This window comes from Blastomonas sp. CCH1-A6, assembly GCF_001556365.1.
In the GTDB taxonomy this organism is placed as follows: Bacteria; Pseudomonadota; Alphaproteobacteria; order Sphingomonadales; family Sphingomonadaceae; genus Blastomonas; species Blastomonas ursincola.
This window is the reverse complement of sequence record NZ_LSIS01000479.1, coordinates 1-23396: the sequence shown is the minus strand read 5'-3', so window position 1 is coordinate 23396 and position 23396 is coordinate 1. Positions and strand designations below refer to the sequence as shown.

Genomic DNA, 23396 nt, shown 5'->3' with positions numbered 1-23396 from the left:
GCACAACAAAAAGGGTGGGCCGCTGCCGGCCCACCCCGTTGCATTCTACCCTTTTGAGCTGGCGTTACGCCGCCTGGCTGTCGCCTTCATCCTTCGTCGAAGCCTCGACGACCTGCAGCTTGGGGGTGCCGTTGATCGCGATCTTCTTGGGCTTCATCGCCTCGGGCACTTCACGCACCAGATCGATGGTCAGCAGGCCATCTTCCAGATTGGCGTCGCTCACCCGCACGAAATCGGCCAGCTCGAAGCGGCGTTCGAAGTTGCGGTTGGCAATGCCCATGTGCAGGAAGTTGCCGCGCGATTCGCTCTCGGCAGCCTTGCGGCCGGACACGACCAGCAGATTCTGCTGCGCGGTGATGTCGAGCTCGTTCGGCTTGAACCCGGCAACCGCGATGGTGACGCGATAGGCGTCGTCGCTGCTCCGCTCGATGTTGAACGGGGGGTAGTTGTCGCCCTGTGCAGCCCGGGCCTGGTTTTCCAGCAAGTCGAACAGCCGGTCAAAGCCAACGGTGGTGCGGCGATAGGGGGTGAAATCAAAACGGTTCATCTTCAAAATCCTTGTTCAAGCGATTTCAAATGGTTGAAGCCCGCTGCTGCGGCACTTCGGACGATGTGAACCACCCTGACGGCGTGGAACACGCGATAAATCTAGGCGCTGGAAATCGCGTTTCAAGATCAATTTTTTGTAGAAGGGGATGCCCGCGGGGCGGCACAGCCCGGCGTCTGCAGCAGACGAAAAAAGAGCGTCCGGCCCCCAAGACCCGGACGCTCTTTATCAGGTTCATATCGCGCGCTGATGCCCAAAAGCCTCGCTCGCAAATCCTGAACCCTCGGTAACCGCCGCTTTCCCCAAAACGACGGAAACTATCCCCGAACCCATGGCCGTAGCCGCTTGATCCGCGCTGTCATGATTCCGTAATGCGGGCTCAGGCGCTAGGGGAATTCGCGGCTTGCCGTCATTTTTGATCCTTTCTGTGTTTTATGTGCAACACGCCTTCGTTCAGGGATCAGCCATTGTCAGCCTTGCATGCGCTGGTTAATGGAAAAAGCCGAGCAGCGCCGCTGATCCCCCGGACGGCGCCAGTTCCGAAAGGATCATTCCCCCTCCATGCTGTCCACATTCGAATGGACGATCGCCAAGCGCTATCTGCTGCCCGGTCGCGGCGAGGCCTTTATCTTCCTGGTCGCCGGGATCAGCCTGGTCGCGGTGGCGCTGGGCGTTGCGGCGCTGATCATCGTGATGAGCGTGATGAACGGCTTTCGCGCCGAACTGCTCGACAAGATCGTCGGGCTGAACGGCCATGCGGTGGTGCAGGGCTATGGCGGGCGGCTGAACAACTGGCAGGACATCCTCAAGGAGACGCGGCGGATGGACGGCGTCGTCGCCGCATCGCCGCTGATCGAGCAGCCGCTGCTGATCAATTTCGACGGCCGCGTGGAAGCGGTGCTGGTGCGCGGCACCGATGCGCCCGATATCGCCGCGCTCAAGGACAAGACCGTGCTGGGCTCGGTCGCCGAGCTCAAGGCGGGCGCGTCGAAGGTCGCGCTCGGATCGCGGCTGGCGCAGAATCTGGGTGTCAGGATCGGCGACAAGATCACCATCATCAATCCGGCGGGGCGTGCGACCCCGTTCGGCACCGTGCCGCGCGAGATATTGTACGAGGTCTCCGCAATCGTCGAGATCGGCGTCTATGACTATGACAAGGCGTTCGTCATCATGCCGATCAGGGACGCGCAGCTCCTGCTGCTGCTGGGCGATCAGGTCGGCATGATCGAGGTGACGACGCGCGATGCCGATCAGGTGCGAGAGATCCTGGCGCCGCTGGAGCAGAAGCTGCGCGGTCAGGCAGTGGTCAACGACTGGCGCACGATCAACGCCTCGCTGTTCGAGGCGCTGGCGGTGGAACGCGTCGCGATGTTCATCGTGTTGTCGATCATCATCCTGGTCGCGGTGTTCAACATCCTGTCGTCGCTGATCATGCTGGTGCGCGCCAAGACCCGCGACATCGCGATCCTGCGCACGATGGGGGCAAGCCGCAACTCGCTGCTCAAGATCTTCATCACGGTGGGGCTGATCATCGGATCGCTCGGCACGGTCGCCGGGCTGGGGCTGGGCTTCGTCTTCCTCTATTTCCGGCAGAGCATCGTGCTGTTCGTCCAGTTCGTGACCGGTCAGCAGCTCTGGGACCCCTCGATCCGTTTCCTGACCGAACTGCCCAGCCGCACCGATCCTTTCGAAGTGGGAGGGATTGCGCTAATGGCGCTGCTGTTCAGTTTCCTCGCGACGCTCTATCCCGCCTTCAAGGCGTCCTCGACCGATCCCGTGCAGGTGCTGCGCTATGAGTGATGCCGTCATCCTGCTCACCGATGTCCGCCGCAGCTTCGCCCAGGGCGGCGTCACCATTGACGTGCTCAAGGGCGTCAATCTGGCGGTCGAACCGGGCGAGATCGTCGGGCTGCTCGGACCTTCGGGCTCGGGCAAGTCGACCATGCTGCAGGCCGTGGGCCTGCTCGAGGGCGGCTTTACCGGGTCCATCCGCATCGCGGGCGAAGAGGCGGCGCAGTTGAACAGCAACGGCCGCACCCGGCTGCGCAAGACCGCGCTGGGTTTCGTCTATCAGTTCCACCATCTGCTGCCCGACTTTACCGCGCGCGAGAATGTCGTGCTGCCGCAGCTGATCATGGGCCGCACCCGCGACGAGGCATCGGACCGGGCAGCGGAACTGCTTTCCCGTCTCGGGCTCGGCCAGCGGCTCGACCATCGCCCCAGCCAGCTGTCGGGCGGCGAGCAGCAGCGCGTCGCCGTCGCGCGTGCGCTGGCGAACCGGCCGAAGGTCGTGCTTGCCGACGAACCGACCGGAAATCTGGACGAGGCGACCGCCGACAGAGTGTTCGACGAGTTCCTGCATCTTGTAAGGGAAGAGGGCAGCGCGGCATTGGTGGCCACCCATAACGAAAGACTGGCCACGCGCATGGACCGGGTTGTCCGCCTGCACGATGGAAGGATCGCATGACCGTTTTCGATTACACGATGCCGCTGCCCGATGGCAGCTCCAAGCCGCTTTCCGATTATCAGGGCCAGGTGCTGCTGATCGTCAACACTGCCTCGAAATGCGGGTTCACGCCGCAATATGAGGGTCTCGAGGGGCTGCATCGCGAATACAAGGATCGCGGTTTCGAGGTGCTCGGCTATCCGTGCAACCAGTTCGGCGCGCAGGAGCCGGGCGATGCGGAGGAGATCAAGAACTTCTGCTCGCTGACCTATGACGTGACCTTCCCGCTTTCGGCCAAGATCGCGGTCAATGGCGAGGAAGCCGATCCGCTCTGGAAATATCTCAAGAGCCAGCAGGCCGGGCTGATGGGCAGCCGCGCGATAAAGTGGAATTTCACCAAGTTCCTGATCGATCGCAAGGGTAACGTGGTTGCCCGCTATGGTTCGATGGTGAAGCCGGAGCAGATCAAGGCGGATATCGAGAAGCTGCTGTAACGGCAGGCGCTCGACACGCGAAATTTCGGCGTTACTCTCCCGTCATTCCCGCGAACGCGGGAATCCCGCTTTTTCGCCGATTATCAGCACAAGCGGGACCCCCGCCTGCGCGGGGGTGACGAGGAAGCAATACCAGCATTGCAGCAAGGACACCGCACCGATGATCGACGCCATCAGCACCTGGGCTAACGGACTGGGCGCGCAATATGGCGTCAATCCGGTGATCTTCGCGAGCATCTATATCGGCGCGATCCCGCTGTTTCTCGCCAGCATCGCCTGGCTGGTGCGCAACGCGCGCGCGGGCAAGCCGACGGTGCTGCCGGTGATGTGCGCGGGCGCCTGTTTCGTCTCGGCCTATGTCTATCTCGCCATTGCCGGGCGCAACATTCCCGCCTGGGTGTGGGTTTTCCTCGCCGTGCTGATTCTCTACGGCATCTGGTCGACCGTACGCGATGTCCGCCGCAAGATCGCGGCCAAGGATTTATCCACCGGGGAGTGATCCGCGCCGGTTTTCGAATCGCGGACCAGTCGGTAGCTTCTGCCCATGGCCTATGAACCCTTCGTCCCGCTGCGCGTGTTCAGCGCCTATACGATGCTCGAAGGCGCGATCGAGCCAAAGGCGATCGCCAAAACCGCGCATGCGCGAGGCTTCCCGGCCATCGCGCTGGCGGATCGCAACGGCCTCTATGCGGGCATGGCCTTTGCCGATGGCTGTTTCGATGCGGGCATCCAACCGATCATCGGCACCTTGCTGTGCGTTGCACGACCCGGCAGCAACTCTGCCGCGCCGGTGCTCGACTGGTTGGCACTCTATGCGCAGAACGAGAAGGGCTATGACAACCTCTGCGATCTCGTCTCGCACGCACATCTCGACCGTCCGCTCGAACTGCCCGCGCACGTGCCGTTCGACCGGCTGGAGGGACGCACCGATGGCGTGATCGCGCTGACCGCTGCGGGCGAGGGCGCACTGGTCAAGCTGCTTGCGGCAGGACAGCAGCAAGAGGCCGAAAGCTATTGCGACCAGCTCCAGGCGCTGTTCGGCGATCGTTTGTATATCGAGCTGTGCCGCCGCGGAGAGGAGATCGAGACGCTGGCGGAAAACGCGCTGCTCGATCTGGCCTATGCGCGCGGCCTGCCGCTCGTTGCGACCAACCCCGCCTGCTATGCCGATCCCGGCTTCCACGCCGCGCATGATGCGATGCTGTGCATCGCGCGCGGCGAATATGTTGGCGCTGCCAATCGCGATCGCAGTTCGCCCGAGGCGTGGATCAAGTCCGCGCCGATGATGCGCGAGCTGTTCAGCGATCTGCCAGAGGCGCTGGTCAACACGCTCGTCGTCGCGCAGCGCTGTGCCTATGCGCCGCCCAAGCGCAAGCCGATCCTGCCCAGCCTCGCCGGCGACCTCGAGGGCGAGGCGGCGCAGCTGCGCGCCGATGCTTTTGCGGGCCTCGAAAAACGGCTCGAGGCCTATACCGATCTGACCGAGGAGGAGCGCAAGGCCTATTTCGACCGGCTCGCGTTCGAGGTCGACGTGATCGTCGGCATGGGCTTTCCCGGCTACTTCCTGATCGTGGCCGATTTCATCAAATGGGCCAAGGATCACAATATTCCGGTGGGGCCGGGCCGCGGATCGGGTGCGGGCTCGGCGGTCGCCTGGGCACTGACGATCACCGATCTCGACCCGATCAAGCTAGGGCTGCTGTTCGAACGCTTCCTCAACCCCGAACGCGTGTCGATGCCCGACTTCGATATCGACTTCTGCGAAACGCGGCGCGGCGAAGTGATCCGCTATGTGCAGCAGAAATATGGCCGCGACCATGTCGCGCAGATCATCACCTTCGGAAAACTCAAGGCGCGCGCGGTGCTGCGCGATACGGGCCGCGTGCTGCAGATGGGCTATGGCCGGATCGATGGGCTGTGCAAGCTCGTCCCCAACCATCCGACCGATCCGTGGAAGCTCGACCGCGCGCTGGCCGGGGTCGACGAGCTGCGCAACCAGTATCGCGACGATGCGGAGGTCAAGACGCTGTTCGACCTGGCGATGCAGCTCGAAGGTCTGCCGCGCCACAGCTCGACCCATGCCGCCGGCGTCGTCATCGGCGACCGTCCGCTGGCGCAGCTGGTGCCGCTCTATCGCGATCCGCGATCGGACATGCCGGTGACGCAGTTCGACATGAAATATGTCGAGACGGCGGGCCTCGTGAAATTCGACTTTCTCGGCCTCAAGACGCTGTCGGTGCTGCACAAGGCGGTCGAGATGCTCGCGAAACGCGGCGTCGAGGTCGATCTGTCGCGGCTGCCCTGGGACGATGCCAAGACCTATGAGCTGTTGAAGCGCGGCGATACGGTCGGCGTGTTCCAGCTTGAATCGGAAGGCATGCGCCGCACGCTGGCGCAGGTGAAGCCGACCGCGTTCGGCGACATCATCGCGCTCGTCTCGCTCTATCGCCCGGGGCCGATGGACAATATCCCGAGCTTCGGCGCGCGCAAGAACGGGCGCGAGCCGATCACCTATCCGCACCCGCTGCTCGAGGATATCCTGAAAGAGACCTACGGCATCATCGTCTATCAGGAACAGGTGATGCAGGCGGCGCAGGTGCTCGCGGGCTATTCGCTCGGCGACGCGGACCTTCTGCGCCGCGCGATGGGCAAGAAGATCCAGGCGGAGATGGACAAGCAACGCGGCCGCTTCGTCGAGGGCGCCGCGAAGAACGATATCGATGCGAAAAAGGCCAACGAGCTGTTCGACTTGATCGACAAGTTCGCTGGCTATGGCTTCAACAAGTCGCACGCTGCGGCCTATGCGCTGCTCGCGTACCAGACGGCCTGGCTTAAGGCGCATCACCCGCACGAGTTCTTTGCCGCCTCGATGTGCTTCGACATGCATCAGAGCGACAAGCTCAATATCTTCGTCGACGACATGCGCAGGCTGGGCATCGCGTGTCTGCCGCCGTGCATCAATGCGAGCGAGGCCGAATTTTCGGTCGAGCAGACCGAGGAGGGGCTGGCGGTGCGCTATGCGCTCGCGGGGCTCAAGAATGTCGGCGAAAAGGCGATGGAGGGCGTGGTGGCGACGCGCCAAGCCGGAGGCCCGTTCAAGTCGCTGGGCGATCTCGCCGACCGGATCGACGCGGGAGCTGTCAACAAGCGCCAGATCGAGAGCCTTGCTGCAGCGGGCGCCTTTGATGGCCTCGGGCTCGAGCGCTCGGTTGTTCATGCCTCGGCCGACACGGTAATGGCGGTCGCCGCCGAAGCGCAGCGCCAGCGGACCAGCGGGCAGGGCGGGCTGTTCGGCGATGTCCAGCAGCCGGGCCAGTCGCTGCGGCTTGCCGCCGTCAAGCCCTGGGCGATGGGCGAGAAGATGACCTATGAACGCGAGGCGTTCGGCTTCTTCTTCTCCGCGCATCCGGTGACCGAATTTGCCGCGACCGCCAAGGCCCAGGGCGCGCGGCCCTATCAGCTGCTGGTGGACACGCTCGAGGTGCGCGTCGGCGAGCGCAAGACGGCGAAGGTCGCGGCGCTGGTCGAAGGCTGCAACCGCCGCCAGAGCAAGCGCGGCAGCACCTTCGTGATGGTCGACCTGTCCGACGAGAGCGGCCAGTTTTCCGCCAGCTCCTTCGATGACGAGATCGTCGCTTCGATGCCGGAATGGGCGGCGCAATCGGCGTGCCTGCTGATCGAGCTGGAATTCGACCGGTCGAGCGAGGAACAGGCACCGCGCGCAACGATCCGCCGGGCAAGGCCGCTCGACCAGATCAAGGTCGTGCTGCGGCACCGCGCGCATGTCGACGTGCACCATCCCGATGCGCTGTCGCGGCTGGCCGAACTCGTCGGGCCGGCTGGAAGCGGGCAGGACGAACTGCACGCGCGGCTGATCATGGGCGATGGGCGGGTGATGCCGGTGTGCCTCGGCAACCGCTTCCGGCTCGATGGTGAAGCGCAGGCTGCGCTGCGCCTGGTCGAGGGGCTGAACGTGCGCGAGATCGAACAGCTTGCCGCCGGACGCCCGGAATTGCGCCTCGTCAGTTGACTTGCCCGCCGCTTCGGGCTTTCTCATCCAGGTTGAACCGGCTCCCTGCGAGAGCCTCAAGATCTGGGAGAGAATGATGATCGTTGGCGGAATGCAGGATTATGAATTGCGCGTGATGCGGCTGCTCGACCATGCCGAGCGCGAAAGCAGCACGCGCGAAATCGTCACCCGTTGGGCGGACGGCAGCCAGACCCGTACCCATTGGGCAGGGATTGCCCGCGATGCGCGTCGGCTGGCGAGCGCGCTGGTGAAGCTGGGCCTGCAACCCGGCGACCGCGTCGCGACGCTCGCGATGAACCATAGCCGCCATCTTGTCGCCTGGTATGGCGCGATCGGCATGGGCGGGGTGATCCACACCATCAACCCGCGCCTGTTCGACGAGCAGCTCGAATATATCGCCAACCATGCCGAAGACCGCGTGCTGTGCTATGACGCAGCGTTCCAGCCGATCATCGACAAGATGAAGAGCCGCTGGACGACGATCGAGCATTATGTCTGCTTCGATCCGCCCGCCGGATCGGACGTGCAAGGCTTCGAGGCGCTGCTGGAAACGGGCGACGAGGGCTATCGCTGGCACGAAGGCTCGGAGCGCGACCCGTGCATGCTCTGCTACACCTCGGGCACCACGGGTAATCCCAAGGGCGTGCTTTACGAGCACCGCTCGACCGTGATCCATGCGATGGCCGAGATGCAGCCGGCGGTGTTCAGCCTGTCGCCGCAATCGGTGGCCTTGCCCGTCGTGCCGATGTTCCACGCCGCCGCCTGGGGCCTGCCCTTTGCCGGCGCGGCAGCGGGGATCAAGTTCGTCTTTTCCGCGGTCAACGATCCTGCGGTGCTGTGCGACCTCATGAACACCGAAAAGGTCACGCACTCGGCCGGCGTGCCCACCGTGTGGCTCGCGATGTTCCAGCATATCGATGCCACGGGCAAGAAGCCCGAATATCTGCAGGTCGTCACCATCGGCGGATCGGCCGCGCCGCGCGCGATGTGCGAGCGGATCATGAAGATGGGCGCGCGGATGAACCATGCCTGGGGCATGACCGAAACCTCGCCGATCGGCACCATGGGCGCGCCGTCGCCCGATTGGGACGATCTCGATTTCGAGGCGCAGCTTGATCTGGTCACCAAGCAGGGGCGGGTGCCTTTCGGCGTCGAGCTTCGCGTGGTCGATGACGAGGGCAACGTGCTGCCGCGCGACGGCAAGTCGAGCGGGCGGCTGCAGATCAAGGGGCCGTGGATCATCAAGCGCTATTTCAAGGCGGAGAACGACGCGCTGACAGAGGACGGCTGGTTCGACACCGGCGACGTTTCGGTGATCCATCCCGATGGCGTGATGCAGATCACCGACCGCGCCAAGGACGTGATCAAGTCGGGCGGCGAATGGATCAGCTCGGTCGATCTGGAAAACGCGGCGGTCGGCATGCCCGATGTCGCGGAAGCCGCCGCGATCGGCCTGCCGCACCCCAAATGGGACGAGCGCCCTCTGCTGCTGGTGGTGCCCAAGCCCGGCACCAGCCCCAGCAAGGACGCGATCCTGGCGCACCTGTCGGCGCATGTCGCCAAATGGTGGCTGCCCGATGATATCGTGTTCGTCGACTCGCTGCCGCACAGCGCGACCGGCAAGCTGCTCAAGACCGCGCTGCGCGATCAGTTCAAGGATCACGTGCTGCCGACGGTGTGACGTTCAACTAAAATCCTCCCCCAGCTCGCTGGGGGAGGGGGACCGCCCGCGAAGCGGGTGGTGGAGGGGCAGCGAATGCGCGCTCCCCTCTGAGCTACAGTACCAACCGGCTTCCCCTCCACCGCTGACCTGCGGCCAGCGGTCCCCCTCCCCGAGACAAGCTCGGGGAGGATTTTGACCCTCGTCATTCCTCCCGCGAGCGGGAGAGATGAGCCTAGATCAGAAGCTGAAGCGCGCCGAGATACGGAAATCGCGGCCGCTCAAGGGTGCGAAGTCCTTGGTGAAGCTGGCGGCGCGGCGGCCGATCACGTCGAAGATGTTGTTCGCCGATGCGATCAGCGTCACGCCGCGCGAGGCGCCGAACGGCTTCCACGAGGCGCTGGCATTGACCAGGGTGAAGCCCTCGGTCGGCGTCTCGAAATTGGCGTTGCGCTCCTGGTCGTCGAACCATTCGACCTCGGCGCGCAGATTGAGCACGTCGCTCTGCGCCTCAAGCCCGCCGAGCAGCCGCAGCGGCGGAATGCGCGGCACCGGGCCCAGGCCGTCGAGCGAGGCATGGACATAATCGGCGACGCCATCGGCGATGAACTTGAACGATCCGGCGCGCGCGAACACCACCGAAGCTTCGGCTTCGATGCCGTAATATTTCGCATCGTTCTGGATGAACTGGAAGACCGGCAGATCATCCTCTTCCAGTCCCGTGGGCACGTCGATGATGAAATCGTCGAAGCGGTTGTAGAAGCCGGTGAGCGAGAGATTCACGTCCGGGGTCGAATAGCGGATATAGGCCTCGCCGCCCCAGCTCTTCTCGGTCGTGAAATTCGGGTTGCCGATCTCGAAGGCTTGCGTGGCAATATGCGGTCCGTTGGAGAACAGCTCCTCGGCGGCCGGCGCGCGCTGGGCGCGGTTGAGGTTCACGCCGAACTTGAGCTGGTCGGTCGGCAGATAGGCCAGGCCCGCCGCGAACGAATAGGAGTTGAAGCGCCGCTCGACGCCCACATCCTGCGACTTGACCACGACGCGGTCGAAGCGCCCCGCGCCTTCAAGCTCGATCTGGCCGAGCCGCACTTCCTGCAGCGTGAAGATGCCGACCTGATCGGTGGTGTTGGGCGGAACGAAGGCTTCCGCGCCGATCGCGCTGAAATCGCGATGGACATATTGCACCCCGGTCGCGCCGCGCCAACCGCCACGCTCGCGCTGCACCAGTTCGAGCCGCGATTCGATGCCGTTGTTGCGGAACACGGTGCCGACCTCGTCGCCCTCGAACTCGGTCTGCTTGAAATCGGCATAGGCCGCGCGCAGGCGCAGCGCCTCGAAGAATCCGGGCAGATCGACCTGGCCGCGGAAATCGACCTTGAACTGGTCGAGACCAATGGTGACGGGGCCTTCTTCCTCTTCGCCGCCAGCGCCTTCTTCCTCACCGTGATGATGGCCAGCGCCGGGGCGCTCGGGGACGCCGTACAGGCTGTTGTAATAGCTGCCCGAAATCCCGAAGCTGCCGCCTTCGCCGATATAGGCCAGGCCCGCGCCGAAGCTGTAGGTTTCGGTACCGGTATTGGGGATGCGGCCGCGCAGACCGGCCAGTTCCTCGGCTTCAGCTGCCTCCTCGAGATTGCCCTCGGCGCGCTCTTCCGCGGCCTCTTCGAGCTGCTCGGCGCGAAGACCGGGCGACAGCACGAAGCCGCCCACACGCAGGTCGTCGGACTTGCGGTAGCTGCCATCAAGGTGGAGCACCAGCTTCGAGGTCAGCGGAACATCGAGGCTCGCGCCGATGCTGCGCTCGTCCGCAGCCGATCCGTACGTGGCGAGCGCGTCGAGATGAAACGGCTCTTCGGGCACCTCGCGCGGGATGCGCTTGTCGATCGCGTTGACTGCGCCGCCGACCGCCTGGCCGCCGAACAACAGCACCGCAGGGCCGCGCAGCACCTCGACCCGATCGAGGATGATCGGCTCGACCGTGACGCCATGGTCGGGCGAGGTGTTCGACACGTCGATCGTGCCGATGCCGTCGGTGAGCACGCGGATGCGCTCGCCCTGGAAGCCGCGCAGCACAGGGCGCGAAGCGCCAGGCGAGAAGCTGGTCGCCGAGACGCCGGGCAGCTTGGTCAGCGCGTCGCCGATCTGGGCACGCGCTTCGCGCGCCAGAGTGTCGCCCGAAAGCTCGGACGTGCCGGCGAGAATGCTGAGATCGCGGACGAACGGCGCGGTGACGATGATCCCGCCGCTCTTGTGGAAGTCATCGTCTTCCTGTGCGGGTTCCTCGGCTTGAGCGGCCTGCTGCGCCAGCGCGGGAAGCGGGGCAAGCAGCGCTGTGGCGAGCGAAAGCGACGAGGTAACGGTGAGAAGCGTGCGACGCATGTTCTGTTATGCTCCCTGGGGACTCTGAAAAAGGAAGAAAGGCTGCCGTTGACCGGCAATCCGGTGCCCGCTGCCCGGGCGCTATAGGCCTTGCCATGCACCCAAAACCGCGGAGTCGGAGGGGCGGCTAGCACTCGTGTAATGTTATATCAATCGCAATTTGACCAGGATATGACAGTTTGCGACGGGTTGCTCGTGCAGATGCCCTCGGGCAGAAAGGGCGACGAAGCGGCCGTCAAGGCCGTCATCGTGCGAGGACCCGAAAGATGAGCCATGAGACCGCTGCCGAGCCGCTGATCCCGGCGCCCGAGGATGCACAGACCTGGTGCACGCCGACGCAATATGCGGAACTCTATGCGGCGTCGTTGCGCGATCCGGACGGATTCTGGGCGCTTCAAGCGGACCGCATCGACTGGAGTTCGAGACCGACGCATATCAACCGTTCGAGCTTCGATCCGGTGCGCATCCGCTGGTATGACGATGGCGAGCTCAACCTGTGCTACAACGCGGTCGACCGGCATGTGCTGGCGGGGCATGGTGCGGATACGGCGTTGATCTGGGAAGGCGACACCCCCGGCGATGTCCGCTCGTTGAGCTATGACGCACTGCTGGCCGAGGTGCAGAGGTTCGCCGGTACGCTCACCGCGCTGGGCGTGGTCCGGGGTGACCGGGTGACCATCTACATGCCGATGGTGCTCGAAGGCGCGATCGCAATGCTCGCCTGCGCCCGCATCGGCGCGATCCATTCGGTGGTGTTCGGCGGTTTCTCGCCCGAGGCGCTCGCCGGAAGGATCGAGGATTGCGCGAGCCGGTTCATCGTCACCGCCGATTCCGGGATGCGCGGGGGCAAGACGGTGCCGCTCAAGGCCAATGTCGATGCCGCGCTGAGCGATCACGGGATCAGCGTCGATGCAGTACTGGTCGTGCGCCATACGGGTGCCGAAATCGCGATGACCGAGGGGCGCGACCACTGGTATCACGAACTGTCCGCGACCGTGCCTGCGACCTGCCCTTGCGCGCCGATGGCGGCGGAAGATCCGTTGTTCATCCTCTATACCTCCGGATCGACGGGCAAGCCCAAGGGCGTGCTGCACACCACGGGCGGCTATGCGGTCTGGGTCGCGACGACCTTTCACTATGCCTTCGATTACCGCCCGGGCGAGGTCTATTGGTGCACCGCCGATATCGGCTGGGTCACCGGGCACAGCTATTCGGTCTATGGCCCGCTGCTCAACCGCGCAACCAGCCTGCTGTTCGAAGGCGTGCCCAACCATCCTGATCACAGCCGCTTCTGGGACATGTGCGAGCGGCACGGCGTCAACATCTTCTACACCGCGCCCACCGCGATCCGCGCGCTGATGCGCGAGGGCGAAGCGCCGGTGGAGAAGCACGACCTTTCCGCGCTGCGCCTGATCGGATCGGTCGGCGAGCCGATCAATCCCGAGGCCTGGCGCTGGTATCGCCGCACCGTGGGCAAGGACGCGGTGCCAGTGATCGATACCTGGTGGCAGACCGAGACCGGCGGCATCATGATCACGACGCTGCCGTATGCGCATGCGATGCGGCCGGGCAGCGCGGGCCTGCCGTTCTTCGGCATCCAGCCCGAACTGGTCGATGCCGATGGCAACACTCTCGACGGCGCGACCGAGGGCAATCTGTGCATCGCGGGGTCGTGGCCCGGCCAGGCGCGCACGGTCTATGGCGATCACGAGCGCTTCGTGCAGACCTATTTCAGCACCTACAAGGGCAAGTATTTCACCGGCGACGGCTGCAAGCGCGATGAGGACGGCTATTACCGCATCACCGGCCGCGTCGACGATGTCATCAATGTCTCGGGCCATCGCATGGGCACCGCCGAGGTCGAAAGCGCGCTGGTGCTGCACCCGCGCGTTGCCGAAGCTGCTGTGGTGGGCTTCCCGCACGACATCAAGGGGCAGGGCATCTATTGCTATGTGACGCTCAATGTCGGCGAGGAGGCCGACGACGCGCTGGCCGGGGAGCTGAAGGCGCTGGTCCGCAAGGAAATCGGCCCGATCGCGACGCCCGACCATCTGCATTTCACGCCCGCGCTGCCCAAGACGCGCAGCGGCAAGATCATGCGACGCATCCTGCGCAAGATCGCGGAGAACGAGTTCGGTTCGCTCGGCGATACCAGCACGCTTGCCGACCCGTCGGTGGTCGATGCGCTGATCGAGGGGCGCAAGGCGATGTGAAACCGCTGGTAAGTCGGACCGCGACCTGCCATGGTGGAGCATCGGCTTGGCTATTACGTCGTTCGATTTCTGCGCGACCGCAGCTTAAACCGAAAGCATTCCCATCATGTTGCACCACCTTCGGGCGTCGGCCGTTGTCGCCGGTCTGTTCGGCCTTGTCGCCTTGCCCTTTGTCGCGGTGATGCTGGTCCTGCTCGCCATTGGCGCGTCTTCGGGGCTGGTGATCGGCCTCGGCTTCATGGCGCTGCTGGCCAGCTGTACGATCGCCGTGTCGCAGCCTGGCCAGACATTTCTGAGCGATAACCTACGCAGGGCGACTCGCCGCAGCTGATCCTCAGCCGCTCAGCCCGGCCAGAGCCACCGGCCAGGCGGCAAGCGCCATCAGCGTCCCCAGTGGGAAGCGGGTGGCGGCATCGAGATCATGGCCGCGGCGTTGCAGCACCAGCGCGACGGCAAGCCCGAGGCCGCTGGCGATCAGCAGCACGAGGGGCAGCGCCTGCCAGCCGAGCCACAGCCCGATCGCGCCGAGCAGCAGCGGATCACCGCCGCCGAGCCCTTCGCGCCCGCGCGTCAGCCGATAGAGCAGCGCGATCAGCCACAGTCCGCCGCAACCAGCGCCTGCGCCGATCAGGCGGCTGGTCCAGTCGGGCGGGATGTCCAGCGCAGCGCCCGCCAGCGCGCCCAATGCCAGCGCTGCGTTAAGCGGATGCGGCAGCCAGTAATGGCGCAGATCGAGCAGCGCGAGCGGGAGGAGCAGCCAGCCAAATGCCGCTATCGCCAGTCCCTCTGCGCCCGGATGCACCGCCAGCGATAGCGCTCCGATCAGCGCCGCGCTGAGCTCGATCGCGAAGCAATGCCATCCGATGGCCGTCCCGCATGCTGCACATCTCCCGCGCAGCAAAACATACGATATCAACGGTATAAGCTGCCAAGGCTTCAGCTGCGCGCCGCACGCATCGCATTGCGACCGCCCGGTCAGGATCGATCGCCCCGCAGGCCAGCGCACCACCAGCGCGCCGATAAAGCTGCCGAAGATTGCGCCAAGGATCGCCGCTGCAAGGGGCGCGATCACCGGATGGTCAAGCAGCGGCGCATACATAGCGAAATTGGCCCAATGCCGGGGATCGGCAGCGCCCTTGCGCATAGCGGCTCGCCCCGAGACAGGCCAAGCGCTTTGTACTCCAAGCCTCTTGCAATCGCGCTGGCCCTAGGGGAAGGCGCTTTCACCACATTCGAAAAGGGACTCATGCCATGACCGCATTTTCCGCCGCCGATCCCGTTGTCATCGTCTCCTATGCGCGCACGCCGATGGGCAGCTTCCAGGGTTCGCTCTCGGGCGCCAGCGCCACCGATCTCGGCGCGACCGCCGTCAAGGCGGCGGTCGAGCGGGCAGGGGTTTCGGGCGATGCAATCGAGCGCATCTATATGGGCTGCGTGCTGCCCGCCGGCCTCGGTCAGGCCCCGGCGCGCCAGGCCGCGCTCAAGGCCGGCCTGCCGCAGTCGGTCGAGGCGACCACGGTGAACAAGATGTGCGGCAGCGGCATGCAGGCGACGATCATGGGGGCAGAGGCGCTGGCCTCGGGCTCGGTCGATCTGCTGGTGGCGGGAGGCATGGAGAGCATGACCAACGCGCCCTATTTGCTCACCAAGCATCGCGGCGGCGCGCGGATCGGCCATGACCGGGTCATGGACCATATGTTCCTCGATGGCCTGGAAGACGCCTATGAGCCCGGCCGCGCAATGGGCAGCTTTGCCGAGGAAACCGCAGGCGAATATCAGTTCACCCGCCAGGACCAGGACGATTACGCGATCGCCTCGCTTACCCGCGCGCAGAAGGCGCAGAGCAGCGGCGGGTTTGACCGCGAGATCGTCCCCGTCGAGATCACCGGCCGCAAGGGCACCGAGACGATCGACAAGGACGAACAGCCGCTCAAGGGCGACGCGTCGAAGATCCCGAGCCTGAAACCGGCCTTCGCCAAGGACGGCACGATCACGGCGGCCAATGCCTCGTCGATCTCCGACGGTGCGGCTGCTCTGGTGCTGACCCGCCAGAGCGTCGCCGACAGGCTTGGCCTCAAGCCCGTCGCGCGGATCGTGTCGCACGCGGCACATGCCCACGCGCCGGCGCGCTTCACCACCGCGCCGGTCGATGCCAGCCGCAAGGCGCTGGAGAAGGCGGGCTGGAGCGTCGACGATGTCGATCTGTTCGAGGTCAACGAGGCGTTCGCCTGCGTGTCGATGATCGCAATGCGCGACCTCGGCATTCCGCACGACAAGATCAACGTGCATGGCGGCGCGACCGCGCTGGGCCATCCGATCGGCGCGAGCGGTGCGCGAATCATCGCAACGCTGGTTTCTGCCCTGCAGACGCATGGCGGCAAGCGCGGCCTGGCATCGCTCTGCATCGGTGGCGGCGAGGCGACGGCGGTTGCGGTCGAGCTGATCTGATCCCCTGAAGCCCGGCCTGTCAGTAGGGCAGGCCGGGGCTTTTGTAAGGCCGGATTGACAAGCCTGCCCAAATCCAGCAATTGCGCATCCAGATGGTTCCTCCCTTAGCCGGGAGGCGAAGAGGGAAGCCGGTGCAAATCCGGTGCTGTGCCCGCAACTGTCAGTCGGGAGCCGACGGCCAATATGTCACTGGGAGCGATCCCGGGAAGACGGCCCGAGGCGATGATCGACGAGCCAGGAGACCTGCCATCGCGTCGTTCATCCGGGGGCCGGGTCCAGCCTGTTCGGATGGGAAAGTTTTTTCCTTCGTAACGACATGCCACAGGCCATAGTCGCGTCCGGAAGCGATCCCGGCGGGCCTTGATGTCGTTCATCTGCCCTTCCGCTTCGGCGGCGGCTGGGGCTGAGGGAAAACCGTGTCCAAATTCATCCGCAGTTTCACCGTGTCCGCGCTTGCTCTGGCAGTGGCCACGCCGCTCCATGCGCAGTCCGCCAGCGACGACCAGGACGACGATATCGTCGTCTCCGCCAGTCGCATCGTCCAGAAGCGCAGCGAAACCGGCCAGTCGATCACCGTGGTCGACAAGGCAGAACTAGATCGTCGCCAGACCCAGGTGCTGAGCGACGTGCTGCAGACGCTGCCCGGCATCAGCGTTGCGCGCAACGGCGGCCCCGGCGGCACGACCAGCGTGTTCATCCGCGGCGGCGACAGCTCGCAGACGCTGGTGCTGGTCGATGGCGTGCGCATCAACGATCCGTCTTCGCCTTCGGGGGCGTTCGATTTCAGCTCGATCCTCACCGGCAATATCGGATCGGTCGAGGTGCTGCGCGGACCCAATTCGGTGATCTGGGGCAGCCAGGCGATCGGCGGCGTCATCAACATTACCACGATCGAACCGAGCGAGGGGCTGCAGGCCAGTGCGCGCGGCGAATATGGCTATCGTGACACCGGCCAGCTGGTCGCCAGCGTCTCGGGCAAGACCGGCATCGTTTCGGGCAGCCTTGGCGCAAGCTATTTCCGCACCGATGGCATTTCCGCCTGGGATGAGCGCCGTGGGGCGACCGAAAAGGACGGGTTCGAGAACCTGACCTTGAGCGGCAAGCTGCGCGTCGCCTTCAGCGATGCGATCAGCCTCGATCTGCGCGGCTTCTATACCGATGGTGAAACCGAATTCGACAACCCGCCTGCCGATACGCTGCCGGTGACCGACAACCGCCAGTTCGTGGGCTATGCGGGGCTTAATGTCGCGCTATTCGACGGCCGGTTGCGCAATCGCTTTGCCTATACCCGGACCGACATCAAGCGCATCACCACCGATCCCACCCCCGGATCGTTCAACCCCGCACGCGCCAAGGGCACGCTCGACCGGTTCGAATATCAGGGCGTTGCTGATGTTGCCGATGCGCTGACCCTGGTGTTCGGCGTGGAGCACGAACAGAGCGAGGCGAGCACCTTCTTCCCCTCGTTCAACACCGCGCCCGATGTCAGTGACGTGCACATGACGAGCTATTACGGCCAGGCCATCGTGCGTCCGGTGCAGGGGTTGACCGTCACCGGCGGCGTACGCGTCGACGACCAGCAGGTGTTCGGCAGCAAGACCAGCCTTGGCGGCAATATCGCCTATACGCCCAATGACGGCGAAACCGTGATCCGCGCGACCTATGCGGAGGGTTTCCGCGCGCCTGCGCTGAGCGAGCAACTCGCCGCGTTCGGCAATCCGAACCTGCGCCCCGAAACCGCGCGCAGCTATGACGCGGGAATCGAACAGTCGCTAATCGACGGCAAGCTGCGCGCGCAGGCGACCTGGTTCCGCCGCAACACGCAGGACCTGATCGTCTTCTCCTCCGCAACCTTCAGCCTGGAGAATATCGCGGCCGCGCGCGCACAGGGCGTGGAGCTTGGCCTGTGGATGCAGCCGGTGACCAATTTCACCGTGCAGGCACAGTACAGCCTGGTCGATACCGAGAACCGCTCGCGCGAAGCGGACTTTTCGGGCCGGGTCAATTTCGGAAACCGGCTCGCGCGGCGCGCCAAGGACAGCGCCTCGGTGCTGGTCGACTGGAAGTCGCCCTGGGGTCCGGCGCTGGGCGCGACCTTCCTGATGGTCGGTGACACGTTCGACGATGTCGCCAACACCATCCGGCTCGACAGCTATGTCCGCGTCGACCTGCGCGCGAGCTGGAGCATCTCGGACAATCTGGAAGTCTATGGCCGGGTCGAAAACCTGTTTGACGAGGCCTATCAGACCGCGTTCAACTATGGCGTGCCCGGACGTGCGGGCTATGCGGGGGTCAGGTTGAAGATGTGATGTCAAGGGTTGTCGCCCCTATCTCCGTTTGTCCCGAGCGTGTCGAGGGACCTTGCACAACTGAGGCACGCACGTCCCTCGACTTCGCTCGGGACAAACGGTGGGGGGTGAGCGCTTTGTTGCTCGCCATGTGCAGCATCCTCACCGCCTGCTCGCTGGGCAAGGCCGCCACACCCGCACCACTCGAACCCCCGGTTCGGGCGATGCGGGTCGTGAGCCTCGACTATTGCGCGGATCAATATGTTCTCAAGCTTCTCGGACGGGAGCGCATTCTCGCGCTCTCGCCCGATGCCACGCGCGACTTCTCGTACATGCGCGAGGCGGCGAGAGGCATGCCTAAGGTTGCCCCGCGCGCCGAGGACGTGCTGGTGCTCAAGCCCGATCTGGTGGTGCGCAGCTATGGTGGCGGCGCGGATGCGGGCGCGTTCTTCGCGCGCGCCGGGGTGCCGGTGCTGCAACTGGGCTATGCCGAGGATCTGGCAGGGGTACGGCGCGTGCTGGTCGAGACCGCAGGGCAGCTGGGCGAGCGGGCGCGGGGCGAGCGGATCGCACGCGAGATGGATGCGCGGGTGACAAGACTTTCGGAACGTGCCTACTCTCCGTTTGTCCCGAGCAATCAAAATGCCGCCCTTCCCGAGTTCCCGAGCGAAGTCGAGGGACGTATGCTCGACCCGTTGCGATCACGTCCCTCGACTTCGCTCGGGACAAACGGAAGGGGAAGCAACACTGGGTCTGGGTCGGGAATCGCCAGCAAGCCAACCCTGCTCTATGCCACCCCCGGCGGGGTCACCTCGGGCCCGGGATCGCTGATCCACGAACTCATCGAACTCGCCGGATACCGCAATTTCCAGACCGAGCCCGGCTGGCAGCCGCTGCCGCTCGAGCGGCTCGCCTATGAAAAGCCCGATCGCGTGGCGATGGCCTGGTTCGGGCGGCGCGATTACAATCCCGATCAGTGGAGCGCGGCGCGGCATCCGCTGATGCGCACGGCGAGCCAGCATCCGGTGATCGGCCTGGAGGGCGCATGGACCGCGTGCGGCGGCTGGTTCGTGCTCGATGCCGCCGAAGCGATGGCGCGGGCGCGCGGGGTGAAGCTCTGATGCAAGCGCGCTGGCTGATCCCCGGGCTGGTCGTCGGCATCGCGATCGCGCTGATCGCTGCCTGCCTGCTCGGTTCGGTGCCGCTGCCGCCGGGACGCATGGTTGCGGCGCTGCTGGGCATGGGCGAGGGCGGTGACAGCCTGGTCGTCTGGCAGGTGCGCCTGCCGCGCGCGCTCGCGGCTCTGGTCGCGGGCGGAGCGCTGGGCATCAGCGGTGCCGCCTTGCAGGGCCTGCTCCGCAATCCGCTGGCAGAGCCCGGCGTGCTTGGCGTCTCGGCCATGTCGGCGCTGTTCGCGACGGTGGCCTTGTTCTACGGGCTTGCGGCTTTCCTTCCCTTCGCGCTGCCGCTGGCGGCGATTGCCGGCGCGCTCGCGGCGACCGCGATCATCGCCTGGGCCGCGCCGCGCTCGCGATCGGTGGTGACATTGATCCTGGTGGGCGTCGGCATTTCCAGCTTTTCGGGCGCAATCATGGCGCTGCTGATGAACCTCGCCCCCAACCCGTTCACGCTTGCCGACATGGTCACCTGGATGATGGGGTCGGTTGCCAATCGCAGCCTTGACGACCTCGCGCTCAGCGCCCCGTTCATTGCCGCCGGTGCCGCGCTGCTGATTGCGGCGCGGCGCGGGCTGACCGCGCTGGCGCTGGGCGAGGAAGCGGCGGCCGGCGTCGGGCTCGATGTGGCGCGCCAACGGATGCTGGTCGTGCTTGGCGCAGGCCTGGCGACCGGTGGCGCGGTGGCGCTGGCGGGCGCGATCGGCTTTGTCGGCATCGTCGCGCCGCATCTGGTGCGCCTCTGGGTCGGGCACGATCCCGCGCGCGTGCTGGTGCCGAGCGCGCTGCTCTCCGGGTTGATCCTGGTCCTGGCCGACATCACGGTGCGGATCATCCCCGGCGATACCGAGCTCAAGCTTGGTGTGGTCGCAGCATTGATCGGCGCGCCGGTGTTCGTGATGATCGCGATCCGGCGGGGAGCGGTGCGATGAACGAGGCTGGGCTGAACGTCATCGAGGCGAGCCTCTCGATCAAGGGAGCGAGCTTGCTTAGTCAGGCTTCGTTGGCACTAAATCCCGGCGAGCTCGTGATCCTGCTCGGCCCCAATGGCGCGGGCAAGACCAGCCTGTTGCGCGTCGCGCTGGGCCTGGCGCGCGCCGATAGCGGCACGGCTACGCTGGCGGGACGAGACCCTGGCGCCCTGACCTCGACCGAGCGCGCCCGCGCGGTGACCTATCTGCCGCAGATGCGCGATCTCGCCTGGCCGATCCGGGTGCGCGATGTCGTGGCTCTGGGCCGCTTCGCCTATGGCGCGGCGCCTGCCAGGCTGGCCGAGGCGGACACGATCGCGGTCGCGCATGCGCTCGCGGCCTGCGATCTTCTGGCGCTGGCCAACCGCGCCACCGATACACTGTCGGGCGGCGAGCTGGCGCGGGTGCATATTGCGCGCGCGCTTGCCTCGCAGGCTCCGCTGATGGTCGCCGACGAGCCCGTCGCCTCGCTCGACCCGCGCCACCAGCATCAGGTGATGCGGCTGATCCGGGCGTTCGTCGATCGCGGCGGCGGCGCGCTGGTGGTGCTGCACGATCTCGATTTGGCCGCGCTGTTCGCCGACCGGCTGGTCTGGATGAGCGACGGCCGCACGCTCGCCAGCGGCAGCGTCGCCGAGACGATGACGCCCCACTGGGTCGAAGCGGTCTATGGCATCCAAGCCACCGTGACCCGGAGCGACGGCGCTATCCGCGTGCTGGTGGGGCGCTGAGCAGCGTCAGTCGAGCCCCAGCTTGCGCAGCGCGCGATAGCTGTACGACTTCACCAGATTGTTCACCGGATAACGGCGCGGCGGCGAGGGGCGGAAGCCGTATTTGCGCAGCACGCTGTTCATCGCGTGCGCATCGGTCTCGGCATAGCTCCATTCCGATCGCCAGGTGATCGACAGCGAGATCGAGGGCTTGTCGCCGTTGCGCACATAATGCGGCGCCATGACCGGCACGAAGATCGCCTGGCCGGGCTCGAGCCGATAGTCGGTGCCGTGCGGCGCAAAGCCATCGTCCCAGGGCAGGTTGCGCGGGCCGCCGCCCGAATGATAGGCCTCGTGCGCTTCCGGCGCGGCAAAGCGCGGGTCGCCTGCCGGGAACACCGTCATCGTCTTCCATCCCCTGAGCTGCAGCAGGATGTTGTGCTCGGGGTCGAAATGATAGGGCGTCATCGACCCGGGCGAGGAGACGAAGATGAAGCCTTCGGGCCGCAGCATCGCGCCGGTGGTCTTGGCGGTCACATCGTCCAGTTCGGCGAGCAGGCTCATCAGCAGATCGCGATAGGCGGGGACCTGCTCGATATTCTTGAGCACGCACCAGCTGTTGGCGCTGTCGATGCCGCGGATCGTCTCGCCGATGCTGAGACCGGTCTTGGGCACATCCTCGGGCCGGATGCCGATGGGCAGGTCGCCGCGATTATACTCGAGCGACTTTTCGGGCAGCGCTTCGCCCAGCTGCGCGAGCGATTCGAGCTCCATCAGCGGATGCTGCAGCAGGCCATGGGTAAAGGATATGCGCGGTTTCCGGATAGCACAGGGCAAAGCGCGCCTTGGCATCGTCGGTGAATACGCTTCCGGTGGTGGTCCGGGAAAAACCGGCGGGGTGTGGCTGGTCAGTCATCGTCATTCTCCACGGGAGAGGAAGGCGTGGGCGCCGGGGCGCTGGCCGTGCGGCGGCGGTCCATGAAGCGTTCGCCCTGGCGGAAGGCCGCGAAAAGGGCAGGGCGGCCAAAGCCCCTGAGGCCGACCGACACGCGCGCGACATGGCGGCGCTCAGCCCAGAGGCTGTCGATCATCGGATGGCCTTCGGCGGCGCAGCTGTCCATCCAGGCGAGGCTGTGGTCGCGCAATATGTCGAGATTGTCGATCTGCAGCAGCACGCCGGGCGAATAGCGCGCATAGTCCTCATCGAACGCGGTCTTGAACGAGAAGCCGCCTGGCGGACTGAGGAAATTCACCAGCATCGCGAGCGGCTTGCCGTCCAGCCGCATCGCGATCAGGTGCAGCTTGCCCGCCGCATGCGCCTGGTGCGTCGCATCGAGGAACAGCGCGCGCGTTTCGGGGTGATCGGCAAGGGCGGAGCCATTGCGCCCCTTCCAACCCGCCTGTTCGAGCGCGAGGAACTCGGCCAGCCAGGCATCGAGCCCGGCTTCGCCCGTGCCCTGCACGGTCTCGACCGTGCCGAGTTCGGCGAGCCGGTTGCGCAGCCGTGCGATTTCCTTGCGCTTCTTCTTGCGCACCACCGCCTCGTAATAGGCTTGCCCTGCCATGTCGGTGGCGAGCATCGCGCGCTCTTCGGCGAGCACGATGTCGCAAGCGCGCCGCTGATCACGGCAGAGCTGTTCGAGCGCTGCGAAGACCGGGCCGTCGGTGGCAATGCCATGCAGGTGGAAGAACAGCCCGGCGTCCATCCGTCGGTCGAGATCCGAAAGCAGCGCCTGCCAAAAGCCGCGTTCGTGCCCCGGCTTCACCAGCGGCGTGCCGAGAAAGCAATTGGGATGCCGCCAGTTCTGGCCGTGCGGCACGGGCCAGCGTCCGTAATAGCGCTCGCGCGCGATTGGCATCAGTCCGACAAGCTGGCCGTTATCGGTCAGCGCGGCGATCCGCGCGCGCTTGAGCGCATCGCAATGCTCGATCGCGGGAACGAGATAGTCGGGGGCGTGGAAAAAATTGGGTTCGCTCGCGTGATCGGCGAGGCGGTGCCAGGCGGACAGGAACGCAGGATCGAGCCTCGCGGGAT

17 protein-coding genes, 1 pseudogene and 1 riboswitch are annotated in these 23396 nt (G+C 65.4%); of the genes and pseudogenes, 13 read left to right on the top strand and 5 right to left on the bottom strand.

The features are described 5' to 3' along the window. Nucleotides 1-64 precede the first annotated feature (64 nt). Nucleotides 65-547 carry an Hsp20 family protein gene (locus AX735_RS21420; RefSeq protein WP_023837005.1) on the bottom strand — a complete coding sequence of 161 codons (483 nt, stop codon included), beginning with the start codon at nt 545-547 and terminating at the stop codon, nt 65-67. A gap of 561 nt (nt 548-1108) precedes the next feature. Here AX735_RS21420 and AX735_RS21415 point away from each other — a divergent pair. The 6 genes from AX735_RS21415 to AX735_RS21390 all read left to right on the top strand — a co-directional run bounded on the left by AX735_RS21415 (nt 1109) and on the right by AX735_RS21390 (nt 9198). Continuing rightward, a complete protein-coding gene (locus tag AX735_RS21415; RefSeq protein ID WP_066284609.1) occupies nt 1109-2347 on the top strand; it encodes a lipoprotein-releasing ABC transporter permease subunit in 1239 nt (412 codons plus the stop codon). Beyond that, entirely contained in the window at nt 2340-3014 is a 675-nt protein-coding gene (locus AX735_RS21410; RefSeq protein WP_023837003.1) for an ABC transporter ATP-binding protein, read from the top strand. The genes AX735_RS21415 and AX735_RS21410 overlap by 8 nt, the downstream gene beginning before the upstream one ends. Then, nucleotides 3011-3487 (top strand): glutathione peroxidase, encoded by a 477-nt coding sequence (locus AX735_RS21405; protein WP_066284606.1) that lies wholly within the window; start codon nt 3011-3013, stop codon nt 3485-3487. Before AX735_RS21410 ends, AX735_RS21405 begins: the two co-directional genes overlap by 4 nt. Nucleotides 3488-3647: 160 nt before the next feature. Next, nucleotides 3648-3986, top strand: a complete 339-nt coding sequence (locus AX735_RS21400; RefSeq protein WP_066284602.1) for a hypothetical protein — start codon at nt 3648-3650, stop codon at nt 3984-3986. A gap of 45 nt (nt 3987-4031) precedes the next feature. After that, entirely contained in the window at nt 4032-7517 is a 3486-nt protein-coding gene (dnaE, locus tag AX735_RS21395; protein WP_066284599.1) for a DNA polymerase III subunit alpha, read from the top strand. A gap of 73 nt (nt 7518-7590) precedes the next feature. After that, nucleotides 7591-9198 carry a long-chain fatty acid--CoA ligase gene (locus AX735_RS21390; RefSeq protein WP_137775801.1) on the top strand — a complete coding sequence of 536 codons (1608 nt, stop codon included), beginning with the start codon at nt 7591-7593 and terminating at the stop codon, nt 9196-9198. Nucleotides 9199-9417: 219 nt separating this feature from the next. On the opposite strand, the gene AX735_RS21385 is transcribed toward AX735_RS21390, so the two are convergent. After that, nucleotides 9418-11556 (bottom strand): TonB-dependent receptor, encoded by a 2139-nt coding sequence (locus tag AX735_RS21385; protein WP_066284593.1) that lies wholly within the window; start codon nt 11554-11556, stop codon nt 9418-9420. Between the two features lie 266 nt (nt 11557-11822). Between AX735_RS21385 and acs the strand changes: the two genes are divergently transcribed. Further along, nucleotides 11823-13769, top strand: a complete 1947-nt coding sequence (acs, locus tag AX735_RS21380; protein ID WP_066284589.1) for an acetate--CoA ligase — start codon at nt 11823-11825, stop codon at nt 13767-13769. Between the two features lie 106 nt (nt 13770-13875). After that, a complete protein-coding gene (locus AX735_RS21375) occupies nt 13876-14100 on the top strand; it encodes a hypothetical protein (RefSeq protein ID WP_066284586.1) in 225 nt (74 codons plus the stop codon). A 3-nt stretch (nt 14101-14103) separates the two neighbouring features. Here AX735_RS21375 and AX735_RS21370 read toward each other — a convergent pair whose 3' ends face one another. Then, nucleotides 14104-14913, bottom strand: coding sequence for a prepilin peptidase (locus AX735_RS21370; RefSeq protein ID WP_446471846.1), 810 nt, complete (start codon nt 14911-14913; stop codon nt 14104-14106). Between the two features lie 107 nt (nt 14914-15020). Between AX735_RS21370 and AX735_RS21365 the strand changes: the two genes are divergently transcribed. The 5 genes from AX735_RS21365 (at nt 15021) to AX735_RS21345 (ending at nt 21382) form a co-directional block, all read left to right on the top strand. Further along, nucleotides 15021-16217, top strand: coding sequence for a thiolase family protein (locus AX735_RS21365; RefSeq protein ID WP_060980295.1), 1197 nt, complete (start codon nt 15021-15023; stop codon nt 16215-16217). Between the two features lie 76 nt (nt 16218-16293). Further along, nucleotides 16294-16482, top strand: a riboswitch (cobalamin riboswitch). A gap of 151 nt (nt 16483-16633) precedes the next feature. Beyond that, nucleotides 16634-18526, top strand: a complete 1893-nt coding sequence (locus AX735_RS21360; RefSeq protein ID WP_066284582.1) for a TonB-dependent receptor domain-containing protein — start codon at nt 16634-16636, stop codon at nt 18524-18526. Between the two features lie 107 nt (nt 18527-18633). After that, a complete protein-coding gene (locus tag AX735_RS21355; RefSeq protein WP_231750213.1) occupies nt 18634-19626 on the top strand; it encodes an ABC transporter substrate-binding protein in 993 nt (330 codons plus the stop codon). Further along, the gene (locus AX735_RS21350) at nt 19626-20612 is read left to right on the top strand and encodes a FecCD family ABC transporter permease (protein WP_066284578.1); all 987 of its coding nucleotides are present in this window, start codon (nt 19626-19628) and stop codon (nt 20610-20612) included. Before AX735_RS21355 ends, AX735_RS21350 begins: the two co-directional genes overlap by 1 nt. Further along, nucleotides 20609-21382 carry an ABC transporter ATP-binding protein gene (locus tag AX735_RS21345; RefSeq protein ID WP_066284572.1) on the top strand — a complete coding sequence of 258 codons (774 nt, stop codon included), beginning with the start codon at nt 20609-20611 and terminating at the stop codon, nt 21380-21382. Before AX735_RS21350 ends, AX735_RS21345 begins: the two co-directional genes overlap by 4 nt. A gap of 6 nt (nt 21383-21388) precedes the next feature. On the opposite strand, the pseudogene AX735_RS21340 reads toward AX735_RS21345, so the two are convergent. Beyond that, nucleotides 21389-22277 (bottom strand): annotated as a pseudogene (locus AX735_RS21340) (cupin-like domain-containing protein). Continuing rightward, nucleotides 22270-23396, bottom strand: a 1127-nt coding sequence (locus tag AX735_RS21335; RefSeq protein WP_156447572.1) for a GNAT family N-acetyltransferase, incomplete at its 5' end; no start/stop codon positions are given. The pseudogene AX735_RS21340 and the gene AX735_RS21335, both read right to left, overlap by 8 nt.

Coding starts and splice junctions, on each gene's coding strand:
- AX735_RS21375 (WP_066284586.1), top strand. CDS start 13,876: ATGTTGCACCACCTTCGGGCGTCGGCCGTTGTCGCCGGTCTGTTCGGC.
- AX735_RS21420 (WP_023837005.1), bottom strand. CDS start 547: ATGAACCGTTTTGATTTCACCCCCTATCGCCGCACCACCGTTGGCTTT.
- AX735_RS21390 (WP_137775801.1), top strand. CDS start 7,591: ATGATGATCGTTGGCGGAATGCAGGATTATGAATTGCGCGTGATGCGG.
- dnaE (WP_066284599.1), top strand. CDS start 4,032: ATGGCCTATGAACCCTTCGTCCCGCTGCGCGTGTTCAGCGCCTATACG.
- AX735_RS21410 (WP_023837003.1), top strand. CDS start 2,340: ATGAGTGATGCCGTCATCCTGCTCACCGATGTCCGCCGCAGCTTCGCC.
- AX735_RS21365 (WP_060980295.1), top strand. CDS start 15,021: ATGACCGCATTTTCCGCCGCCGATCCCGTTGTCATCGTCTCCTATGCG.
- AX735_RS21400 (WP_066284602.1), top strand. CDS start 3,648: ATGATCGACGCCATCAGCACCTGGGCTAACGGACTGGGCGCGCAATAT.
- AX735_RS21345 (WP_066284572.1), top strand. CDS start 20,609: ATGAACGAGGCTGGGCTGAACGTCATCGAGGCGAGCCTCTCGATCAAG.
- AX735_RS21415 (WP_066284609.1), top strand. CDS start 1,109: ATGCTGTCCACATTCGAATGGACGATCGCCAAGCGCTATCTGCTGCCC.
- AX735_RS21370 (WP_446471846.1), bottom strand. CDS start 14,913: ATGCGCAAGGGCGCTGCCGATCCCCGGCATTGGGCCAATTTCGCTATG.
- acs (WP_066284589.1), top strand. CDS start 11,823: ATGAGCCATGAGACCGCTGCCGAGCCGCTGATCCCGGCGCCCGAGGAT.
- AX735_RS21350 (WP_066284578.1), top strand. CDS start 19,626: ATGCAAGCGCGCTGGCTGATCCCCGGGCTGGTCGTCGGCATCGCGATC.
- AX735_RS21405 (WP_066284606.1), top strand. CDS start 3,011: ATGACCGTTTTCGATTACACGATGCCGCTGCCCGATGGCAGCTCCAAG.
- AX735_RS21385 (WP_066284593.1), bottom strand. CDS start 11,556: ATGCGTCGCACGCTTCTCACCGTTACCTCGTCGCTTTCGCTCGCCACA.